Consider the following 18,678-nt stretch of genomic DNA (forward strand, 5'->3'; position numbering starts at 1 on the left):
AACTAGGGTATACATTAGCAAGGTATACACTAATGGAAGGAATGCGGGCATCAGCTTATCAATCACATCCGCTTGCAACTTAACGACCGCATCACCGGCATTAATTTCTAGCGTAGTAGAAAGACGTACATACGTCGCGACCAGTGCCCCAATGACCGTCATCCCCACAATGGAAGCCGCATGACCGACTTTTTTGGTATTGGCTTTAATCATCGGTATCGCTGCCACGCCCATTCGGTAAGCATAATGAGCCAAACCAAAGCGAAGGCCGAAATGGACCACGTTAAATAAGCAGAAGAAAACCACGGCTCCGAGAATCGAGCCTTGCAATGCGAGATCGGCACCAATCCCGCCACAAATGGGCAGTAAAGTGAGCCAGAACATGGCATCGCCAATTCCTCCCATAGGAGCACCAACCGCAATTTTAGTGCTTTGGATACTATTCACATTCTGCTTTGAACGCTCCATCGCCAAAATAATGCCCATCACAAACGTAACTAAGAATGGGTGTGTATTAAAAAAGCCCATATGCCCACGCATTGACTTGGATAGGTCACTTTTATTGGTATGAATTTTTTCTAATGCCGGTAATAACCCATACAGCCATCCCGCAGCTTGCATACGCTCAAAGTTAAATGAAGCTTGTAATAGCAGTGAACGCCATGCCATTCGGTTAATGTCTGATTTGGTTAACTCAGTACCAATCGATTTATCACTGTATTCATCTTGTGGGACGTCAGGCGTTTGGTTGACATCGATATTGTGATTAGATCCCATCTTCAAATTCCTCTTGTTTAGTCGCAACAACAGCGGTGTCTGTTCCTTTTTTCATAAAATCAATCAATGCCATCGCCAGTGCTGCAGCGGCAATCGCTAACACAGGGAGTTCAAGCCAAGCTGCCGCGACGAATCCAAGAATAAAATAAGGAATGTAAGCATTTTTCATCATAATTTTCATCAGAACCGCAAAACCAATCGCTGGCATGATGCCACCCGCACCCCCTAAACCGTCGATCAAGGTTTTAGGTAGGGCTTCAACAGCCACCTTGGCGTGTTCTGCACCCAAATAGATTGGAAGAAAAGCCCATAAGAAATAAAAGGTACCCAATACCAGTAGCGCAAAATAGTTGACGCGTTCAATGCCTTTAGTGTCGGCGTTATCTGCCATTTGGTCACATTTAGACATCATGGGTGCCATCACAGAGAATAAGAAAGTAATCCCCATTTGTACGGCAACCGCAAAAGGTACCGCGACCCCAACCGCGACATCAGCGGGCACACCGGAACTGATAGCAAATGTCGTCCCAACAATCGTCCCAATAATAATATTGGGTGGCTGAGCCCCCGCTAACGGGGCTAACCCCATCCAAACTAGCTCTAATGTTCCGCCCACTAATATCCCCGTTGGTAAGTCGCCCAAAATCAAGCCAACTAAAGGGCCTAATACCACAGGTCTATGAAAGTGAGTTAAACCGTTAAAGAGATCTAATCCAGCGAAAAATGCCAGTATTCCCAGCATTAACGCTTGTATGAATCCTATTTCCATCTTTCAGTTCCTTTCTTAATTAAAGTAATTCAAAAACATCCGTAGCAGATTCGGTAGGGACTCCCTGCACTCGGCATTTCACGTTATGTTTTTTTAATTGTTCAAAGCTTTCAATATCTTGTGCATTGACGGAAACGGTTTTATGAATTTGTTTTTTTCCATCCACGTAATGCATATTGCCAATATTAATGTCTTGAATTGGCACTCCGCCTTCAACCATCCTTAAAAAATCAGACGGTGTTTTAGCGACTAACAAAATTTTCTGGCGATCAGCGGCTTTGTGAATATTGTCGATGACTTTTTGAATACTCCAGAAACGAATCGCAATGCCTTCGGCAATCACCATTTCCATTAAATTTTGTTGGATGGTGTCCTCGGCAACGTCATCATTAGCCACAACGATGATATTTGCATCGACAAACCCAACCCATTGCACGCCCACTTGACCGTGCACCAAACGTTCATCAATGCGACTTAATACGATATTTGGCATTGTTTATTCCTTTTTAACGGTTGAACGGATAAATATTAACGCCCTGTACCACACGATTGACTTCCCCACTTGGGCAAGGATTATCTGGGCCAATCTCGAGATCAAACGAGCGAGTAAATGCATAAATCTGGGCAAACAATAAGAATGGGAAAGCCAGTGCCGCATCATCTGCATCGGCAAAATGCGGAATTTGAAAATAATCGCCTTCGGCAATCATGGCATCAACTTCAGTGGTTAACGCCACCACTTTCAGAGCTTTATTTTCCGCTCGTAACTCCCTCAAGAGATCACGATCATATTGGCGGGTATAAGGGTCATTAGAGATAAAAATAAAGATTATACTGGCATCATCGACAACCGATTTAGGGCCATGACGAAAACCTACCGGGGAGTCAAACGTGACAGAAAGCTTACCCGCCGTTAATTCAAGTAACTTTAATGCCGCTTCTTGCGCGACCCCTTGCAAGCTGCCACTGCCTAAGTAAATAATTTTATTGGCGTCTAAACGAGCCAATGCGGTAATACTGGCTAACTGGCCGGTCAAAATGGCACGGCACGCCTGTTCTATCGCGTTAAACCGTTCTTCATTAAACTGCTGGGGAAGCAAGGCATGTAAACAAGCAGCCATCATACTCGTTAGGCTACTGGTCATCGCAAAGCCTAAATCATTCGTTTCAGGTGGCATTAATAAGGCAAAACTTCTTACATCTTCGCTGGCTCGTAAATACAAGTTACCTTGCTCATTACACGTAATCACCAAATGATAACAGGTATCAAGCACTTGGCTGGCAAGCTCAACCGCAGCAACGCTTTCTGGGCTATTACCAGAACGAGCAAACGAAATCAGCAAAGTGGGACAGTTTTCCGCAAAATACTCTTCAGGATCAGCCACAATATCGGTGGTTGCGATTGCATCAATTCGACGCTTTAATTTTCCTGATAAATAAGGCGCAAGAGCGCGTCCAGCAAAGGCAGAACTGCCCGCTCCCGTGAGCACAATTCTTCCATTCGGATAAGAAAAAAAGGTGTTCATAAAATCGTTGATGCTCGCTTGCAAAGGCATTAATCCTTGTAACGTTCTTTGCCAAGCATCAGGCTGTTGTGTAATTTCTTTAGCGGTTGCTAATCCATTTTTATGCGCTAATTGTTGTTGAGAAATATTTAAATACATAAGGTTAGCCTTCTATTTATCACGGCAAGCGGCAGCATATAACGCCACCACTTCACCAATTTTGTTAACAATGATTGCCTTGGGATCCGGTGTGAGCCGGCCTTCACGGATCGCTTGAAACTGAATGGGTAAATATTGGCTGATTAACGGCAGAGGAATAGGATGATCTTGTAAGTTGTGTAATAGCACAGCTAAGCCGTCATTGACCTTTTGATCAGGCCAGTAGTAGCGAATGCGATCAGAAAAACTAAAGCTACGGGCTAAACGCTGAGTTTCGCTGTCTCCTTCGTAATACCCCTGCCAATATTTAGGCTCAGCATGCATCGCCCCTTCAAGTACTTGTCGCAATCCAGAGCAATGTCTCGCTGGAATTAATTCTTCTTCAATGCATGAGAGGGAAAATAAAGCCTCACGCAAAGCAAAGGTTAACGCGGGCCCAACTTTTAAAATCGCAAAGTGATCGCGAACTAATGCTTTATAAGCCTGTGCGGTTTGGTAATCGGTCGAATGAGCTTCAAACACCAAATGAGGATAACGTTCAACGACTTTACTCAGCGCCTGTGCTTTCTCTGGGCAATAATCAATAATGCCTTGATGATCAAACTCAACACCAGGTTGTACTACAAGGCCAATAACGCGTGACCAAATGTCTGCTAACCCTTGCTCAACAAAGGCAGAATAATGCGTTTCGATCGTGTTAATCGCCGCTTGAGGTTGAGTGACTTGTACGCTGCTTAGCGTTTCTGTTGCGCCACCAGGAACAGGAACTTCGGTGCCGATCACATAGACTAATGTGGAGTGGCCAAAAATACGACCCGCGGTTTTTTCTGCCACGAGAGCCAGTTTCGCTGCACGTTGTGCCACCGTTTCATCACTCAAGGGTACGGCATCACCCAAACAGCTCATGCTGCAATCTAAGTGAATTTTTTGAAATCCTGCAGAGACATAAGCCACAATTTGATCTTCAGCGAATTTCATCGCCGTATCTGCATCTAAATGCTGCCAACGATTGGGGCCTAAATGGTCGCCCCCCAACACGATACGTGACATGGGAAAGTGAGCCGATTCAGCTAACCGTTCAACCAAAGCACAGAAATCATTAGGTTGCATCCCTGTATAGCCAACAATTTGGTGTTTCAACTGTCACCATAAGAAATGATTTGGCAGCATTGGAAAAGCAAGGAATCGCAACGAGAGCTTATGGTGGTGCTTACCTTCAAGACAATGACATTCGGCCATATGAGCACTCAGTTGAAGATAAAAATCAACTCAATAAAACCTTGAAGGAAAAAATCGCCGCAGCGGCCGTTAGTCTGATTGAAGACGGAGATACCCTGATCCTTGACTCGGGCACCACAACCCACTGTATTGCAGAGGCACTAAGACACGCCAATGATTTAGTGGTTCTAACGAATGGCTTAAATATTGCCAATGCACTTTTTCCAGCAGAAGGCGTTGAGGTGTTAGTCATTGGCGGAAAGTTACGCCGAAAATCCATGTCATTTTACGGCGAACAAAATGATGGCGTGTTAGAGAACTATCACTTTAATAAATTATTTCTTGGGGTGGATGGGGTTAACCTAGAAAAAGGCATTACCACACATAATGAAAATGAAGCAAGACTGAACCGGAAAATGTGCGATATTGCCGATGAAGTGATTGCTGTTACCGATTCATCAAAATTCGGTAAAGTCAGTCTGCATAAAATTCTAGAAACCACACGAGTTGATAAAGTGATCACCGATCACGGGATTCCCGAGGAATATTTACAAGGCTTGAAGCGTCTAGGGATCAGTGTAATTTTAGTCGACGACTGAACGACGTTCGACGATCACAATCTGATTGATCTTACCGCCGATGGTAACTTATCAAGACAAAAAACCTCTCGTAACTGAGAGGCTTTTTCATGAACATTCAACACACAGAACTCAATCCATTAAGATCAATGTTGCGCTTCTGGCTCTACCTTTGACTCAGCCACCGGATCTGTTTGCGCTTGTGGTAATTCAACCTTAATAAATAAAGCCAAAACGCCCATCAACGCCATCGCCCAGAAAACAGCCGCACCCCAATGTTCATATCCCCATCCGCTGAGCGTTGTCATTGCCGCAATCACCGCACCAAGAGGAATCGCATTGTAAAGTGCCTGCAATGCCACCATTTTATTTTGTGGCGCATGCTGAATGTATTGAATGGCCGCAATATGTGCCATAGCAAAGGTGACGCCATGCAGTAATTGAATCGCAACTAAAGCCACAATCATCGTGGTCGAGGCCGTCAATCCCCAACGGATGATCACCCCAATGGCAGCGACCATAAAAAGTGAACGTAAACTCCAGCCAGCAAACATCCGTTTACTCAAGGCAAAGACTAACACTTCAGCAACCACCCCCAAGCTCCACAGGTAACCGATGATCGCCTCAGAGTGTCCCGCCTCTTTCCAATAAATCGCACTAAAACTGTAATAAGCAGCATGGCTTCCCTGAATCAATGCCACCAACACTAAAAACTTAATAACCGGTAATTCACGTAGCAGTTCTGAGAGTTTCGGTCTAACCGCATAGGCTTCACTCTCGGTGACTGGCAATGGTGTTGGGTTACGTAAACTAATCAGTAGCGCCACCGCCACGCCAAATAAGGCAGTATACAAAATCATCGGAGTGCCATACAACGCAACAAGATAACCAACGACTGTTGAACCCGCAATAAAGGCCACCGACCCCCATAAACGTGTCCGTCCATAATCCAACAAATTGTGTTTTGCGTAGTAGTTCGCCATCGCGTCAGACAGTGGCACCACAGGGCCACAGCAAAGGTTAAACAAGATCGTCGCTAATGCCATTAACCAAAAACTGCCCCCGGTAAAAAAGTGGAAAGCAATAAACAGGACAGCTGCCAAGCTTAACCACCGTAAGGCTGGTAATAGATGCTCAACTTTATGAACGCGTGGGGTAATCACTAAATTAGCAACACAGCGTGTCGCAAAACCGATACCGACTAACAAACCAATATCAGTTGCCGAGACACCTTGATCTGCAAACCAAAGCGCCCAAAATGGTAAATACACCCCATACGCAAAAAAGAAACCAACAAAATATTGGGATATCCACCCAAACGGAGAGGGGTTAAACATACTACATCCTAGAAAATCAATAACCAGTGAATCATCAGTGGTACTTACAAAGGTCGCTATTATGCAATGACTCCCTTTAACTAAAAAGGGAACTTTCACTTAAAATCTTATTTCCCTGATCTGCTAAGTCGATAAGGACTATACCCAAACAACTTGCAGTTGCAGGGAGGTGGCAAGTGAGTGACAAATTTGTCTGGAACAAATTTGAATAGCCGTAGGCTGGCCTTGGGTGAAAGCCACGGATAGCTCTCATCATCCCCATCAGCATAGGCAAGCTATGTGATTGGGGGTGAACGAACGTAGCCAAACACTGCCGCTTCAAGTAGGAAGGGTATAGACCAAAGTCGTCTGGCGAGAGACAAAAAATTAGCCACACTTAATCCAGTGTTCTCGTTGCGGTGAAAACCATGCCAGAAAAATTCAATATGCACTCGCCTCCGTTTGATCGACTCACGGAACCTCAGCAACAACTGCTCCGCCGTTCATTAGATATCGCCTACTACCGTGAGCGGGATATTTTGATTCAAAGTGGCCAAACGTGTCAGCAACTCTGGATTTTGATTAAAGGCACCGTCGAAGAACGCTCTGCCGATGGTCGAGAGATTTATGCCCATTACGCTAACGACGATATGTTTGATGTACGTGCCCTGTTCGAGCCGCACGCCAAACACCATTATGTGGCCTTAGAAGATACCTTGAGCTATCTATTACCCAAAACGATATTTTTAACCTTATATCGAGAAAATGGTCAATTTGCGGCTTACTTCGATAATAACCTCGCTAAACGACAAGCCCTCATTGAAGCTGCCCAGCAACAAAAAAATATCGCTGAATTTATCCTCACCAAGATAGAGCCTTCGCTCTATCTTCCCCCAACATTACTCAAACCAGAAGACTCTTTACAAGCGGTAACACAACTCATGAGAGAGCAGAGTATTGATGCCGCTTTTGTCGAATTAGCCCCCGATGATCCACGTTTAACCCAGCAGAATATTCCGCCTTATGCCATTATCACCAGAACCAATTTATTGCACGCGATTGCGCTAGACCATTATCCGCTTGATACCCCTGTGGCTCAAATAGCCACCTTTCCCGTGTTACATATTGAACAAGGTGACTTTCTGTTTAATGCCATGGTGATGATGACTCGCCATAAGGTCAAACGTTTAATGGTCTGCGATGGACATCGTGCGGTGGGGTTGCTATCGATGCTGCAGATCTTAAGTACCTTTTCGACCCACTCTCATGTCTTAACACTCGCGATTGCCAGAGCTTCTAGCATCGATGAATTAGCTCTCGCCGCCAATAAACAACGGCAACTGGTGGACAACTTACTCAGCCGCGGGGTTCGTACTCGTTTTGTGATGGAATTGATTGCGGCGGTCAATGAACAAATTATCGAAAAAGCCTTTGCTCTCGTGGTTCCACCAGCGCTGCATGATCACTGCTGCTTTGTCGTACTTGGCTCAGAAGGACGTGCGGAACAAATACTCAAAACCGATCAAGATAATGCCTTGATCATCAAAGATGGCTTTGAATGGCATTCATTTTCACCGGTGTTAGAGACGTTAACCCACACCTTGTTACAACTTGGCTATCCACTTTGTCCCGGTCAAGTGATGGTAAACAATCCCGAATGGGTAAAATCGCAAGCAGCATGGAAAAAGACCCTCACCGATTGGGTGAAAAACGCGCATCCCGAGCACGTAATGAAGCTCGCCATCATGGCCGATGCTCATGCTGTCGCCGGCAATCAACAGCTATTATCGCCGATCAAACAACACCTCAGCCAATTAATGGCCCATCAAGAATTGATTTTAACGGAATTTACCCGCCCCGCACTTAACTTCTCGGTGCCACTGACATTATTTGGGCAGGTCAAAAGTGGCAAATCTGGGTTAGATATTAAACAAGGCGGCATTTTTCCAATCGTCCATGGTATTCGTGCGCTCAGTTTAGAATATGCCATCACCTGTAATAACACTTTCCAACGTATCGAAGCCTTGGTCAAACAACAAATATTAGAAAAAGAAACGGGAGATAACCTCAGTGAAGCCCTCAAGTTATTTTTTAAACTGCGCCTCGCTCAACAGCTCGATAATCAACATAACCATAACCAGCTTGACTTAAAACAGCTAGAACGAGCCGAGCGTGATCTGCTGCGCCACAGTTTGCATGTGGTAAAAAAATTTAAACAATGGTTAGGCTACCATTACCAAATTAGAGATTAAGTAACGATGAATCGGCTTATGCGATATTATTGGTTTCGTAAGTTAAAGGGCTCGCCATATCAAGCGCTTTTTGCTCCCTGTCAACAACAAGAGCTGGTCTCTCTGGACTGTGAAACCACGAGCTTAGATCCTAAACGAGCAGAACTTGTCACCATCGCGGCCACTAAAATCATCGGGAATCGTATTTTAACCAGTCAGCCCTTCGAAGTCCGCTTGCAAGCACCACTATCTTTAGATTCTCAATCAGTCCGCATTCATCGCCTGCGCCATCAAGATCTGGTTTATGGCCTCACAGAACGAGAAGCCTTGCTCCAACTGATCGAATTTATGGGGAATCGCCCATTAGTGGGATATCACATCCGCTATGATAAAACGATTCTTGATCGCGCGTGTCGTCAACAGCTTGGCTTTCCATTACCCAACCGATTAATCGAAGTTAGCCAACTTTATCAGGATAAATTAGAGCAGCAATTACCCAATGCTTATTTTGATCTGAGCTTAGCGGCCATCTGCCATCATCTCGACCTCCCTTTACATAACAAACACGATGCTCTACAAGATGCGATTGCCGCTGCACTGGTATTTGTTCGTTTAACCAACGGCGATCTTCCCCGTTTAAGCTCTCCCTATCAACACATCGCTTAATTCGATACCAAACGTCTCATACTTCATCCTAAAGTCTAATTGTAGAAATTGTGCCTGTGGCTAACAGTTATAGGTATCGACCCAGCCCACTCGAAGTTATCGCTTCCAGTCAAAAATGGGGTCATTAATTTCCTCAGTGATGTTTAAAACCGGCACTGAAATGGAAATTTGTCGTATTCACAAGGAGAATAACAATGAGTGATGCCTATATCTATCCGGTCAAAGACCATATTAAAGCCCATACTCATGCTGACAACGAGACGTACCTAACCATGTATCAACAGTCCGTGAACGATCCAGAAAGCTTTTGGAGTGAGCATGGTAAAATGGTTGATTGGATAAAACCTTTTCATCAAGTCAAGCACACCTCATTTGATACTGGCCATGTGGATATACGCTGGTTTGAAGATGGTACTCTGAACGTTTCTACCAACTGTTTGGATCGTCACTTGGCAGAAAAAGGCGATCAAATCGCGATCATTTGGGAAGGGGATGATCCGGCAGATGATAAGACATTAACCTACCGTGAACTGCATCAGCAAGTATGTCGTTTTTCAAATGCCCTAAAAGAACAAGGCGTTGGTAAGGGCGATGTCGTCTGCCTCTACATGCCGATGGTACCAGAAGCCGCGGTTGCCATGCTGGCTTGTACCCGTATTGGTGCCGTTCACACCGTAGTATTCGGTGGATTCTCTCCTGAAGCCTTGTCTGGGCGCATTATTGATTCGAATGCGACTGTCGTGATTACCGCCGACGAAGGCATTCGTGCTGGCCGACCGGTTCCGCTCAAAAAAAACGTCGATGAAGCCTTAACCAATCCTGAAATCAAAAGTATTAACAAGGTCATCGTCTTGCAACGAACAGGCGGCCATGTTGAGTGGCATAACCACCGAGATGTGTGGTGGCATGATGCCATTGCCCATGTCTCCGATGACTGTCCAGCAGAAGAAATGCGTGCCGAAGATCCACTCTTTATTCTTTACACCTCCGGTTCAACGGGCAAACCCAAGGGGGTATTGCACACCACTGGCGGCTATTTAGTTTATGCGACCATGACGTTTAAATATGTGTTTGACTATCAACCACAAGAAGTGTTTTGGTGTACTGCAGATGTCGGTTGGATCACCGGGCATAGCTACCTAATTTACGGCCCACTCGCCAATGGTGCAAAAACCATTTTATTTGAAGGTGTGCCAAATTATCCAGATACCAACCGTATGAGCCAAGTCATTGATAAACATCAAGTCAACATTCTCTATACTGCACCAACAGCGATTCGCGCCTTAATGGCGAAAGGTCATGAAGCCATCAAAGACACCCATCGCAGCAGCTTACGCATTATGGGATCGGTTGGCGAACCAATAAATCCAGAAGCTTGGGAGTGGTATTACAAAACGATTGGCGAGCAAAAGTCCCCGATTGTTGATACCTGGTGGCAAACAGAGACTGGAGGCATATTAATCAGCCCGTTACCCGGCGCAACCGCATTGAAACCCGGTTCAGCAACTCGACCTTTCTTTGGTGTTCAGCCAGCTTTGGTGGATAACATGGGTAATATTATTGACGGCGCAGCAGAAGGAAACTTAGTCATTCTCGACTCTTGGCCGGGGCAAATGCGCAGCGTCTATGGTGATCACGATCGATTCGAACAAACCTATTTTTCTACCTTTAAAGGGATGTATTTTACGGGTGATGGCGCACGTCGCGATGAAGATGGTTATTACTGGATAACTGGACGCGTAGATGATGTGCTCAACGTTTCTGGCCACCGAATGGGCACAGCGGAAATTGAATCCGCCTTGGTTGCATTCGATAAAATTGCCGAAGCCGCCATTGTTGGTGTCCCACATGATATTAAGGGACAAGCGATTTATGCCTATATCACCCTAAATGATGGCGTCTACCCTAGCGCTGAATTACATAAAGAAGTCAAAGACTGGGTACGAAAAGAGATAGGCCCAATTGCTACCCCTGATGTTCTGCATTGGACCGACGCACTCCCCAAAACCCGTTCAGGCAAAATCATGCGCCGTATTTTACGTAAAATCGCCACAGGTGATACCAGTAACCTGGGCGATACCTCCACACTGGCGGATCCAAGTGTGGTCGACAAGTTGATCGCCGAAAAAGCACTACTGTAGAACAGTAAGCTAGGGTTTTAGGTCCTAGGTTTTAGGTCCTAGGTTTTAGGTTTTAGGTCCTAGGTCCTAGGTTTTAAGTCCTAGGTTTTAAGTCCTAGGTTTTAGGTCCTAGGTCCTAGGTTTTAAGTCCTAGGTTCTAGGTTCTAGGTTCTAGGTTCTAGAACCTGGGTTTCGCTTTTCCTAGAATCTGCTTTCCTCTAGGCCTCTCCTTTTCTAGCACCGTTTTTAGCTAAGATCCGATCAGCTTCAGCCAACCACATTCGTTCAAAAAACCACCCAACCGAGTCATTAGACCAGTAAATTGCTGCCATTTGCGATGAATTAGCTATAATCATGGTCAATTTAATAAAAACAGTGAACTTTTGACCAAAAAAATGTGTCGAAAAATTTAAAATATGGGATTATTGGATTACATCTCACAATAGAGGAAGATAGCCACACAATGTCCACAAATTTACGCATTCTTGTTCTTAATGGTCCAAACTTAAACCTACTCGGTCTACGTGAACCAGAACACTACGGCTCGCAGAACCTAGCGCAAATCGTCGAAAAACTAACAGAACAAGCCGCACAAGCGAATGTGGAATTAGAGCATCTCCAGTCTAACCGTGAGTATGAATTGATCGAAGCTATCCACCGAGCCTATCAACGGGTGGACTTTATCATCATTAATCCAGCCGCATTTACGCATACCAGTGTCGCTCTACGTGATGCGCTGCTTGGTGTGGCCATCCCCTTTATTGAAGTGCATCTGTCAAATATACACGCACGAGAAGCTTTTCGTCATCACTCCTATCTATCGGATAAGGCCCAAGGGGTGATATGTGGCCTAGGCGCACAAGGTTATGAATTTGCTTTGGCTGCAGCAATCAATGCGTTGCAAACCAAGTAATAACCCAACACTCTACAACCCAAACTGGGTTGTCTTACTCACAAGATAAAAGAGAAAGAAACAATGGATATTCGTAAAATCAAGAAACTGATCGAATTGGTGGAAGAATCTGGCATTTCTGAGCTAGAAATCTCTGAAGGCGAAGAATCAGTACGTATCAGTCGCCATAATCCAGCGCCAACCGCTCCGGTTCATTACGCTGCAGCACCGGCTCCAACTGCCGCACCTGCGCCCGCTCCGGTGGCTGAAACCGCTGCACCAGCAGCGAAAGTACCAACGGGTCATCAAGTGCTTTCTCCAATGGTTGGCACCTTCTACCGCTCGCCGAGTCCTGAGGCAAAATCGTTCATTGAAGTAGGACAAAGCGTTTCAGCAGGCGACCCTCTATGTATCGTAGAAGCCATGAAAATGATGAATCAAATCGAAGCCGATAAATCAGGCGTGGTAACAGAAATTTTAGTCGAAGATGGTCAGCCAGTAGAATTCGACCAACCTCTTGTGGTCATCGAATAATCGAGGCGTGTTGTTATGCTAGATAAATTAGTCATCGCGAACCGAGGCGAAATTGCGCTTCGTATTCTTCGTGCATGTAAAGAATTAGGCATCAAAACTGTTGCCGTCCACTCCACCGCTGACCGTGATTTGAAACATGTTCTGCTGGCGGATGAAACTGTCTGTATTGGCCCAGCAAAAGGGATCGATAGCTACCTAAATATTCCTCGTATCATTTCCGCCGCTGAAGTGACAGGGGCGATTGCTATCCACCCAGGTTATGGTTTTTTATCAGAAAATGCCGATTTTGCCGAACAAGTTGAGCGTAGTGGCTTTATCTTCGTTGGCCCAAGAGCGGAGACCATTCGCTTGATGGGGGATAAAGTCTCCGCTATTACAGCAATGAAAAAAGCCGGTGTTCCTTGTGTACCGGGGTCAGATGGGCCACTCGATAACGATGATGCCAAAAACAAAGCTCACGCTAAACGCATCGGCTATCCCGTTATCATCAAAGCCTCAGGCGGTGGCGGTGGCCGCGGTATGCGCGTAGTTCGCAGTGAAGCAGAGCTCATTCCAGCCATCAATATGACCCGCGCAGAAGCAAAATCGGCGTTCAACAACGACATGGTATATATGGAGAAATACCTAGAAAACCCACGTCACGTTGAAGTTCAAGTGTTAGCCGATGGCCAAGGCAATGCGATCTATTTAGGAGAACGTGACTGCTCCATGCAGCGTCGTCACCAAAAAGTGGTCGAAGAAGCGCCAGCTCCGGGAATTACCGAAGAAGTTCGTAAATACATCGGTGAACGCTGTACTCGTGCTTGTATCGAAATCGGCTACCGTGGTGCAGGTACCTTTGAATTCTTGTATGAAAATGGTGAATTTTACTTCATCGAAATGAACACACGAATTCAGGTTGAGCACCCCGTAACCGAAATGATCACTGGCGTTGATTTGATCAAAGAGCAATTACGTATTGCCGCTGGCCAACCACTCTCCTTTACGCAAGATGATATTAAGATCCGTGGCCATGCGGTGGAATGTCGAATTAATGCCGAAGATCCTGAACGCTTCCTTCCTTGTCCGGGTAAAATCACTCGCCTCCATACTCCAGGAGGAATGGGAGTTCGTTGGGAATCACATATTTATTCCGGTTATACCGTTCCGCCATACTATGACTCAATGATCGGTAAACTCATCACCTATGGTGAAAACCGTAATGTGGCGATTGCTCGTATGCGTAACGCGTTAGACGAAATGATTATTGAAGGAATTAAAACCAACATTCCTTTGCAAGACATGATCATGAGAGATGAAAACTTCCAAAATGGTGGCACAAATATCCACTATTTGGAGAAAAAGCTTGGCATGCAATAATCTATTGGCCTGTTAATAATCCTCATGAGCATAGATACACCATGCTCATGAGGTAAACGGACTTGGCTAATACCGCAACCACTTAAAATAGAAGGAATATAACATCATGATGTCTTTTGCTGAGTTAACCTGAAACCACCTAATGTAATACCTAACTCTTGTGCTTGCTTATTCAAGTTCTCAGCTAAAGTTTGCAACTGTTCCGCCTTACTCTCAGTCGTTCGACTTTGTTCACTAATTTTCTCTACCGATTCACTCATTTCACGCGTAGCCTGCTCTTGCTGTGCGGCGGCAGAAGAGATTTGTTCACTCATATCAGCAACCGCATCTGCTTGCACACGAATATCATTAAAGTTTTGCTGGGATTTATTCACATTATCAAGTGCCACCTTGGCATGATTACTATTCTGAGTAATAGTTTCCGATGATTGAGCAATCCCCAACTTGAGACTCTCCAGCATAGAACGGATATCCTGTGTTGCTTGCTGGGTTCTCGTCGCTAGTTCGCGGACTTCATCGGCAACAACCGCAAAACCACGGCCCTGCTCCCCAGCGCGCGCGGCTTCAATGGCAGCATTCAAAGCTAATAAATTGGTTTGTTCAGCAATCGAACTGATAGACTCCGTCACCGTACTAATTTTTTGGCTCTCATCAGAAACAGTAATAATCTGTTGAATCGTGTGCTCCAACTCGGTAATAAATTTACCCATACTCATCACGGCACTTTCAACTAACTGGTCACCTTCACGCACTTTTTGTTGAACTTCGTCAGCAGCATGAGCAGTTTGCACAATACTCTCGGTGACTTCGATAACCGTTGCGGTCATCTCCGTCATCGCGCTCGCCACTTGGGTAGTATGTATGGATTGAGAGCCCATCTCATTCTGCATTGAATGGCTATGCTCCGACATTTTACCAGCATAAATAACTAAATCTTGAGTCACTTCTTGCATGCGCCCAAGAACCGCCTTGTAACGAGCTTGGATCATTTTACTATTTTGAATCAGTAAACCCATTTCATCTTCGCCTGCTAACTGAATGTTTTCCGTTAAATTTCCCGTAGCAAGTCTGCGTAATGTCCTCGACATGATTTCCACTTGCTTAAGCAATCTGCCTCGAATCAAATAGAGTTGGAAAATCAACACAACCGTGGTAAGCGCTAACGATATTAAAATTGGCCACTGCTGAGTCATATCGATTTGAGTGACCGAAAATATCAACATCAGCAATGCAAAACAACTCAAGCTAGTATACAGAGAAGCATAGGTGAGTCTCTGCAACCAATTGGGCTTAGGTAACAACTTGGTTGGATCGGCTTTCATCTGCTTATAAAGCGCTTCAGCTTGGCTAACTTGCTCTCTAGTCGGTTCTGAACGTACCGACTGAAAGCCAATGATTTCCCCCTCTTGGGTAATCGGAGAGACAAACGCATCAACCCAATAATGATCGCCATTTTTACAACGGTTTTTAACCATGCCACGCCAGTTTTTGCCTGATCGGACGGTCTCCCATAAACTTTTAAACGCGGCAGGCGGCATATCAGGATGGCGAACCATATTATGGTCACTCCCCATCAGCTCTTCCGTGCAATAACCACTAATCGTTATAAAAGGATCATTAACATAGCGAATTTTTCCTTGCGTATCGGTGATCGATACAAGATCACCGAGTCCATTAAAGTACACTTCCTTATTTGTCACTGGCCCATTATTTCTCATATTATTGCCTCCCACCAAGTCCCTTACGATGACATTTCATTGCTGTATTTATACTGATTACAACTGCTGAAAATATCACTGAGCAAATATCGTTCCAGAAAAAAATAAGCAACAAAATACATAAGCAACTGATTTTTTTAGCTACATTTGGCGTTGTAGACATTCTGTTGCAATTTAGTAATCATGTAGAGAAGCCGTTGCAAATTGCGAGCTTGGCACCAAATCATATTCATCAACACCACCTTATTAGAAAATATGCAAATGAACAGGTAATGAGATCTATCTGTTTCGTTACCAGCTCTTTTCTCTTACACTTAATCTCAATCGTTAACCAACCCTCTAAAGAGCCGATCTCCATGCCTTGGATTCAAATTAAACTTAACGCCACCAATCAAAATGCCGAGCCCATTAGCGATATGTTAATGGAAAAAACTGGTGCATTGTCTGTCACCTTTCTCGATGCAAAGGATACCCCTGTTTTTGAACCTCTTCCGGGTGAAACTCGCTTATGGGGGGATACGGATGTACTGGCCCTTTATGACGCTGAAATCGACACACAACGCGTCATTCAGCAGATTCAAGCAAGCCAGCTACTGGCTGATGGCTTTGCGTATAAAATTGAACAGATTGAAGATAAAGACTGGGAGCGGGAATGGATGGATAACTTTCACCCGATGAAATTTGGTCAACGGTTATGGATCTGTCCAAGCTGGCGGGAGATCCCTGAACCAAATGCTGTCAATGTTCTTCTCGACCCGGGTCTGGCTTTTGGAACCGGAACACACCCAACGACAGCGTTGTGCCTACAATGGCTAGATTCACTCGATCTATCCGGTAAAACCGTCATCGATTTTGGTTGCGGCTCCGGTATTCTCGCCATTGCTGCGATTAAACTCGGTGCAGCAAAAGTAATCGGAATCGATATTGACCCACAAGCATTACTCGCTTCTAAAGATAACGCCGCTCGTAATGGCGTTGCCGATAAAATTGAGGTTTACCTGCCACAAAATCAGCCGGAAAATTTAATGGCCGATGTCGTGGTCGCCAATATTCTAGCTGGGCCACTACGTGAGCTTTCCCCTGTCATTAAAAGCCTGATTAAACCCGGAGGGCAACTGGCGATGTCTGGTGTACTCAATACCCAAGCTCAAGATGTCGCTAACTATTATCGTGATGAATTGAGTATTGATCCGATTATCGAGCAAGAAGAGTGGTGCCGAATCACTGGGCGAAAACAAGGCTAGTGATAAGTTTATACGCTAATTGATTGAAAAATAGACTATTTGCAAAAACAATTTGCTAACGCTCAAATATTAGTCTTTTCACACAGTAAAAAAATGCGTAAAATGCGCGCCCTTGCTGGTACGAAGCTGTGAAGACGTTTTGAAAATCGGAAATCATCAACTTAACAACAATCTCATCGTTGCCCCGATGGCCGGTGTCACCGATAGACCGTTTCGAGAGTTGTGTCTCCGTTATGGTGCAGGAATGGCAGTCAGTGAAATGATGTCATCCAATCCGGCACTATGGAAAACAGACAAATCGAAAAACCGCATGGTACATGAAGGCGAATCGGGCATTCGTTCTGTACAAATTGCAGGTAGCGATCCACAGCTGATGGCCGAAGCTGCGCAGTTTAGTGTTGAAAACGGTGCACAAATCATCGACATCAACATGGGCTGCCCAGCCAAAAAAGTGAATAAAAAGCTAGCCGGTTCTGCACTATTACGCTATCCGGATATTATAGAAGGTATCCTCAAAGCCGTCGTCAATGCAGTGAATGTTCCGGTAACACTCAAAACCCGAACTGGCTGGGATACAGCGCATAAAAACTGTGTCTATATCGCTAAATTAGCCGAAGACTGCGGCATACAAGCACTTGCCCTTCACGGGCGCACTCGAGCTTGTATGTACCAAGGAGAGGCAGAATACGACAGCATTAAAGCCGTTAAGCAAGCCATCAGTATTCCTGTCATCGCTAATGGAGATATTGATTCTCCACAAAAAGCCAAACAGGTACTGGAATACACAGGGGCCGACGCTTTAATGATTGGACGCCCAGCCCAAGGCCGCCCATGGATTTTTCAGGAAATCCAACACTATTTGGAAAACGGTACCACCATGCCTGAACTTCCAGTGATGGAAGTAAAAGCCATTTTGCTTGGTCATGTAAGCGCTCTCCATCAGTTTTATGGTGAGTATTTAGGGCCTAGAATCGTGCGTAAACACGTAGGCTGGTACCTAAAAGAACATGAGCAAGCAAGTGAGTTTCGCCGTGCCTTCAACGCGATAGAAGCAGCATCGCTGCAACTAGAAGCGCTTGAAGGTTATTTTGATAACGTTGCATCATAATTAAGAGAAGAGCTAGACCGAATATGTTCGAACAAAATCTGACTTCAGAAGCTTTAACCGTCACTACTGTCACTTCACAAGATCAAATCACGCAAAAACCCCTGCGCGATTCCGTTAAAGCATCTCTTAAAAACTATCTTGCCCAGTTAAATGGTCAAGAAGTCACTGAACTCTACGAATTAGTTCTAGCTGAAGTTGAGCAGCCACTGCTCGACACCATCATGCAGTATACGCGTGGAAACCAAACTCGCGCAGCAACCATGATGGGGATCAACCGCGGTACACTTCGTAAAAAACTGAAAAAATACGGCATGAACTAATAGCCATTAGTTAACCTATTATTTATAAAGGGCTTATCTTTTAAAGGGTAGGCCCTTTTTTATTAAACGACCTTATAAACCATTTTAGACGGCCCAACGCTGATGCTTGAGTTGTGTGAAGTGAAGAAAAGAAAAAAGAGCCCGATTGGGCTCTTGATTGAATC

At 45.0% G+C, this 18,678-nt stretch carries 17 protein-coding genes; 10 read left to right on the forward strand and 7 right to left on the reverse strand.

Annotation, left to right across the window (positions count from 1 at the left end; genetic code table 11):
- From agaE to B7C60_RS05185, 5 genes are all read right to left on the reverse strand, one after another.
- Positions 1 to 777 (reverse strand): PTS N-acetylgalactosamine transporter subunit IID (gene agaE / locus B7C60_RS05165; RefSeq protein ID WP_245868590.1); only part of this gene is annotated, 777 nt, incomplete at its 3' end.
- Positions 767 to 1,546: a PTS N-acetylgalactosamine transporter subunit IIC gene (gene agaW / locus B7C60_RS05170; protein ID WP_099610734.1), complete on the reverse strand. Its 780-nt coding sequence runs from the start codon at positions 1,544 to 1,546 to the stop codon at positions 767 to 769. The genes agaE and agaW, both read right to left, overlap by 11 nt.
- Before the next feature lie 19 nt (positions 1,547 to 1,565).
- Complete coding sequence (gene agaV / locus B7C60_RS05175; protein ID WP_099610735.1) at positions 1,566 to 2,039, reverse strand: PTS N-acetylgalactosamine transporter subunit IIB; 474 nt, start codon at positions 2,037 to 2,039, stop codon at positions 1,566 to 1,568.
- Positions 2,040 to 2,052: 13 nt separating this feature from the next.
- Positions 2,053 to 3,210 carry an SIS domain-containing protein gene (locus B7C60_RS05180; RefSeq protein WP_099610736.1) on the reverse strand — a complete coding sequence of 386 codons (1,158 nt, stop codon included), beginning with the start codon at positions 3,208 to 3,210 and terminating at the stop codon, positions 2,053 to 2,055.
- A 12-nt stretch (positions 3,211 to 3,222) separates the two neighbouring features.
- Positions 3,223 to 4,350, reverse strand: a complete 1,128-nt coding sequence (locus B7C60_RS05185; RefSeq protein WP_099610737.1) for a D-tagatose-bisphosphate aldolase, class II, non-catalytic subunit — start codon at positions 4,348 to 4,350, stop codon at positions 3,223 to 3,225.
- Between the two features lie 20 nt (positions 4,351 to 4,370).
- On the opposite strand from B7C60_RS05185, the gene agaR reads away from it, so the two are divergent.
- Positions 4,371 to 5,027 carry a transcriptional repressor AgaR gene (gene agaR, locus B7C60_RS05190; protein WP_245868594.1) on the forward strand — a complete coding sequence of 219 codons (657 nt, stop codon included), beginning with the start codon at positions 4,371 to 4,373 and terminating at the stop codon, positions 5,025 to 5,027.
- Positions 5,028 to 5,152: 125 nt separating this feature from the next.
- On the opposite strand, the gene B7C60_RS05195 is transcribed toward agaR, so the two are convergent.
- Complete coding sequence (locus B7C60_RS05195) at positions 5,153 to 6,343, reverse strand: 3-phenylpropionate MFS transporter (RefSeq protein ID WP_099610739.1); 1,191 nt, start codon at positions 6,341 to 6,343, stop codon at positions 5,153 to 5,155.
- 407 nt (positions 6,344 to 6,750) lie between these two features.
- Between B7C60_RS05195 and B7C60_RS05200 the strand changes: the two genes are divergently transcribed.
- The 6 genes from B7C60_RS05200 (at position 6,751) to accC (ending at position 14,124) form a co-directional block, all read left to right on the forward strand.
- On the forward strand, positions 6,751 to 8,574 hold the full coding sequence (locus tag B7C60_RS05200) for a DUF294 nucleotidyltransferase-like domain-containing protein (RefSeq protein ID WP_099610740.1): 1,824 nt from the start codon (positions 6,751 to 6,753) through the stop codon (positions 8,572 to 8,574).
- Positions 8,575 to 8,580: 6 nt separating this feature from the next.
- Positions 8,581 to 9,219: a 3'-5' exonuclease gene (locus B7C60_RS05205; protein WP_099610741.1), complete on the forward strand. Its 639-nt coding sequence runs from the start codon at positions 8,581 to 8,583 to the stop codon at positions 9,217 to 9,219.
- A gap of 194 nt (positions 9,220 to 9,413) precedes the next feature.
- On the forward strand, positions 9,414 to 11,360 hold the full coding sequence (gene acs / locus B7C60_RS05210; RefSeq protein ID WP_099610742.1) for an acetate--CoA ligase: 1,947 nt from the start codon (positions 9,414 to 9,416) through the stop codon (positions 11,358 to 11,360).
- Between the two features lie 442 nt (positions 11,361 to 11,802).
- On the forward strand, positions 11,803 to 12,252 hold the full coding sequence (gene aroQ, locus B7C60_RS05215; RefSeq protein WP_099610743.1) for a type II 3-dehydroquinate dehydratase: 450 nt from the start codon (positions 11,803 to 11,805) through the stop codon (positions 12,250 to 12,252).
- Between the two features lie 63 nt (positions 12,253 to 12,315).
- Positions 12,316 to 12,765 carry an acetyl-CoA carboxylase biotin carboxyl carrier protein gene (gene accB, locus B7C60_RS05220; RefSeq protein WP_099610744.1) on the forward strand — a complete coding sequence of 150 codons (450 nt, stop codon included), beginning with the start codon at positions 12,316 to 12,318 and terminating at the stop codon, positions 12,763 to 12,765.
- A 15-nt stretch (positions 12,766 to 12,780) separates the two neighbouring features.
- The gene (accC, locus tag B7C60_RS05225; RefSeq protein ID WP_099610745.1) at positions 12,781 to 14,124 is read left to right on the forward strand and encodes an acetyl-CoA carboxylase biotin carboxylase subunit; all 1,344 of its coding nucleotides are present in this window, start codon (positions 12,781 to 12,783) and stop codon (positions 14,122 to 14,124) included.
- Positions 14,125 to 14,228: 104 nt separating this feature from the next.
- On the opposite strand, the gene B7C60_RS05230 is transcribed toward accC, so the two are convergent.
- Positions 14,229 to 15,842 (reverse strand): methyl-accepting chemotaxis protein, encoded by a 1,614-nt coding sequence (locus B7C60_RS05230; RefSeq protein ID WP_099610746.1) that lies wholly within the window; start codon positions 15,840 to 15,842, stop codon positions 14,229 to 14,231.
- 356 nt (positions 15,843 to 16,198) lie between these two features.
- Here B7C60_RS05230 and prmA point away from each other — a divergent pair, with 356 nt between their 5' ends.
- The 3 genes from prmA to fis all read left to right on the forward strand — a co-directional run bounded on the left by prmA (position 16,199) and on the right by fis (position 18,514).
- Positions 16,199 to 17,086: a 50S ribosomal protein L11 methyltransferase gene (prmA, locus tag B7C60_RS05235; RefSeq protein ID WP_099610747.1), complete on the forward strand. Its 888-nt coding sequence runs from the start codon at positions 16,199 to 16,201 to the stop codon at positions 17,084 to 17,086.
- Between the two features lie 139 nt (positions 17,087 to 17,225).
- Entirely contained in the window at positions 17,226 to 18,194 is a 969-nt protein-coding gene (gene dusB, locus B7C60_RS05240) for a tRNA dihydrouridine synthase DusB (protein ID WP_172953227.1), read from the forward strand.
- A 23-nt stretch (positions 18,195 to 18,217) separates the two neighbouring features.
- A complete protein-coding gene (gene fis, locus B7C60_RS05245) occupies positions 18,218 to 18,514 on the forward strand; it encodes a DNA-binding transcriptional regulator Fis (RefSeq protein ID WP_000462885.1) in 297 nt (98 codons plus the stop codon).
- Positions 18,515 to 18,678 lie beyond the last annotated feature (164 nt).

Source organism: Vibrio fujianensis (assembly GCF_002749895.1).
Taxonomy (GTDB): domain Bacteria; phylum Pseudomonadota; class Gammaproteobacteria; order Enterobacterales; family Vibrionaceae; genus Vibrio; species Vibrio fujianensis.

Coding starts and splice junctions, on each gene's coding strand:
- B7C60_RS05230 (WP_099610746.1), bottom strand. CDS start 15,842: ATGAGAAATAATGGGCCAGTGACAAATAAGGAAGTGTACTTTAATGGA.
- agaV (WP_099610735.1), bottom strand. CDS start 2,039: ATGCCAAATATCGTATTAAGTCGCATTGATGAACGTTTGGTGCACGGT.
- B7C60_RS05180 (WP_099610736.1), bottom strand. CDS start 3,210: ATGTATTTAAATATTTCTCAACAACAATTAGCGCATAAAAATGGATTA.
- B7C60_RS05200 (WP_099610740.1), top strand. CDS start 6,751: ATGCCAGAAAAATTCAATATGCACTCGCCTCCGTTTGATCGACTCACG.
- fis (WP_000462885.1), top strand. CDS start 18,218: ATGTTCGAACAAAATCTGACTTCAGAAGCTTTAACCGTCACTACTGTC.
- acs (WP_099610742.1), top strand. CDS start 9,414: ATGAGTGATGCCTATATCTATCCGGTCAAAGACCATATTAAAGCCCAT.
- aroQ (WP_099610743.1), top strand. CDS start 11,803: ATGTCCACAAATTTACGCATTCTTGTTCTTAATGGTCCAAACTTAAAC.
- B7C60_RS05205 (WP_099610741.1), top strand. CDS start 8,581: ATGAATCGGCTTATGCGATATTATTGGTTTCGTAAGTTAAAGGGCTCG.
- accB (WP_099610744.1), top strand. CDS start 12,316: ATGGATATTCGTAAAATCAAGAAACTGATCGAATTGGTGGAAGAATCT.
- agaW (WP_099610734.1), bottom strand. CDS start 1,546: ATGGAAATAGGATTCATACAAGCGTTAATGCTGGGAATACTGGCATTT.
- prmA (WP_099610747.1), top strand. CDS start 16,199: ATGCCTTGGATTCAAATTAAACTTAACGCCACCAATCAAAATGCCGAG.
- B7C60_RS05195 (WP_099610739.1), bottom strand. CDS start 6,343: ATGTTTAACCCCTCTCCGTTTGGGTGGATATCCCAATATTTTGTTGGT.
- accC (WP_099610745.1), top strand. CDS start 12,781: ATGCTAGATAAATTAGTCATCGCGAACCGAGGCGAAATTGCGCTTCGT.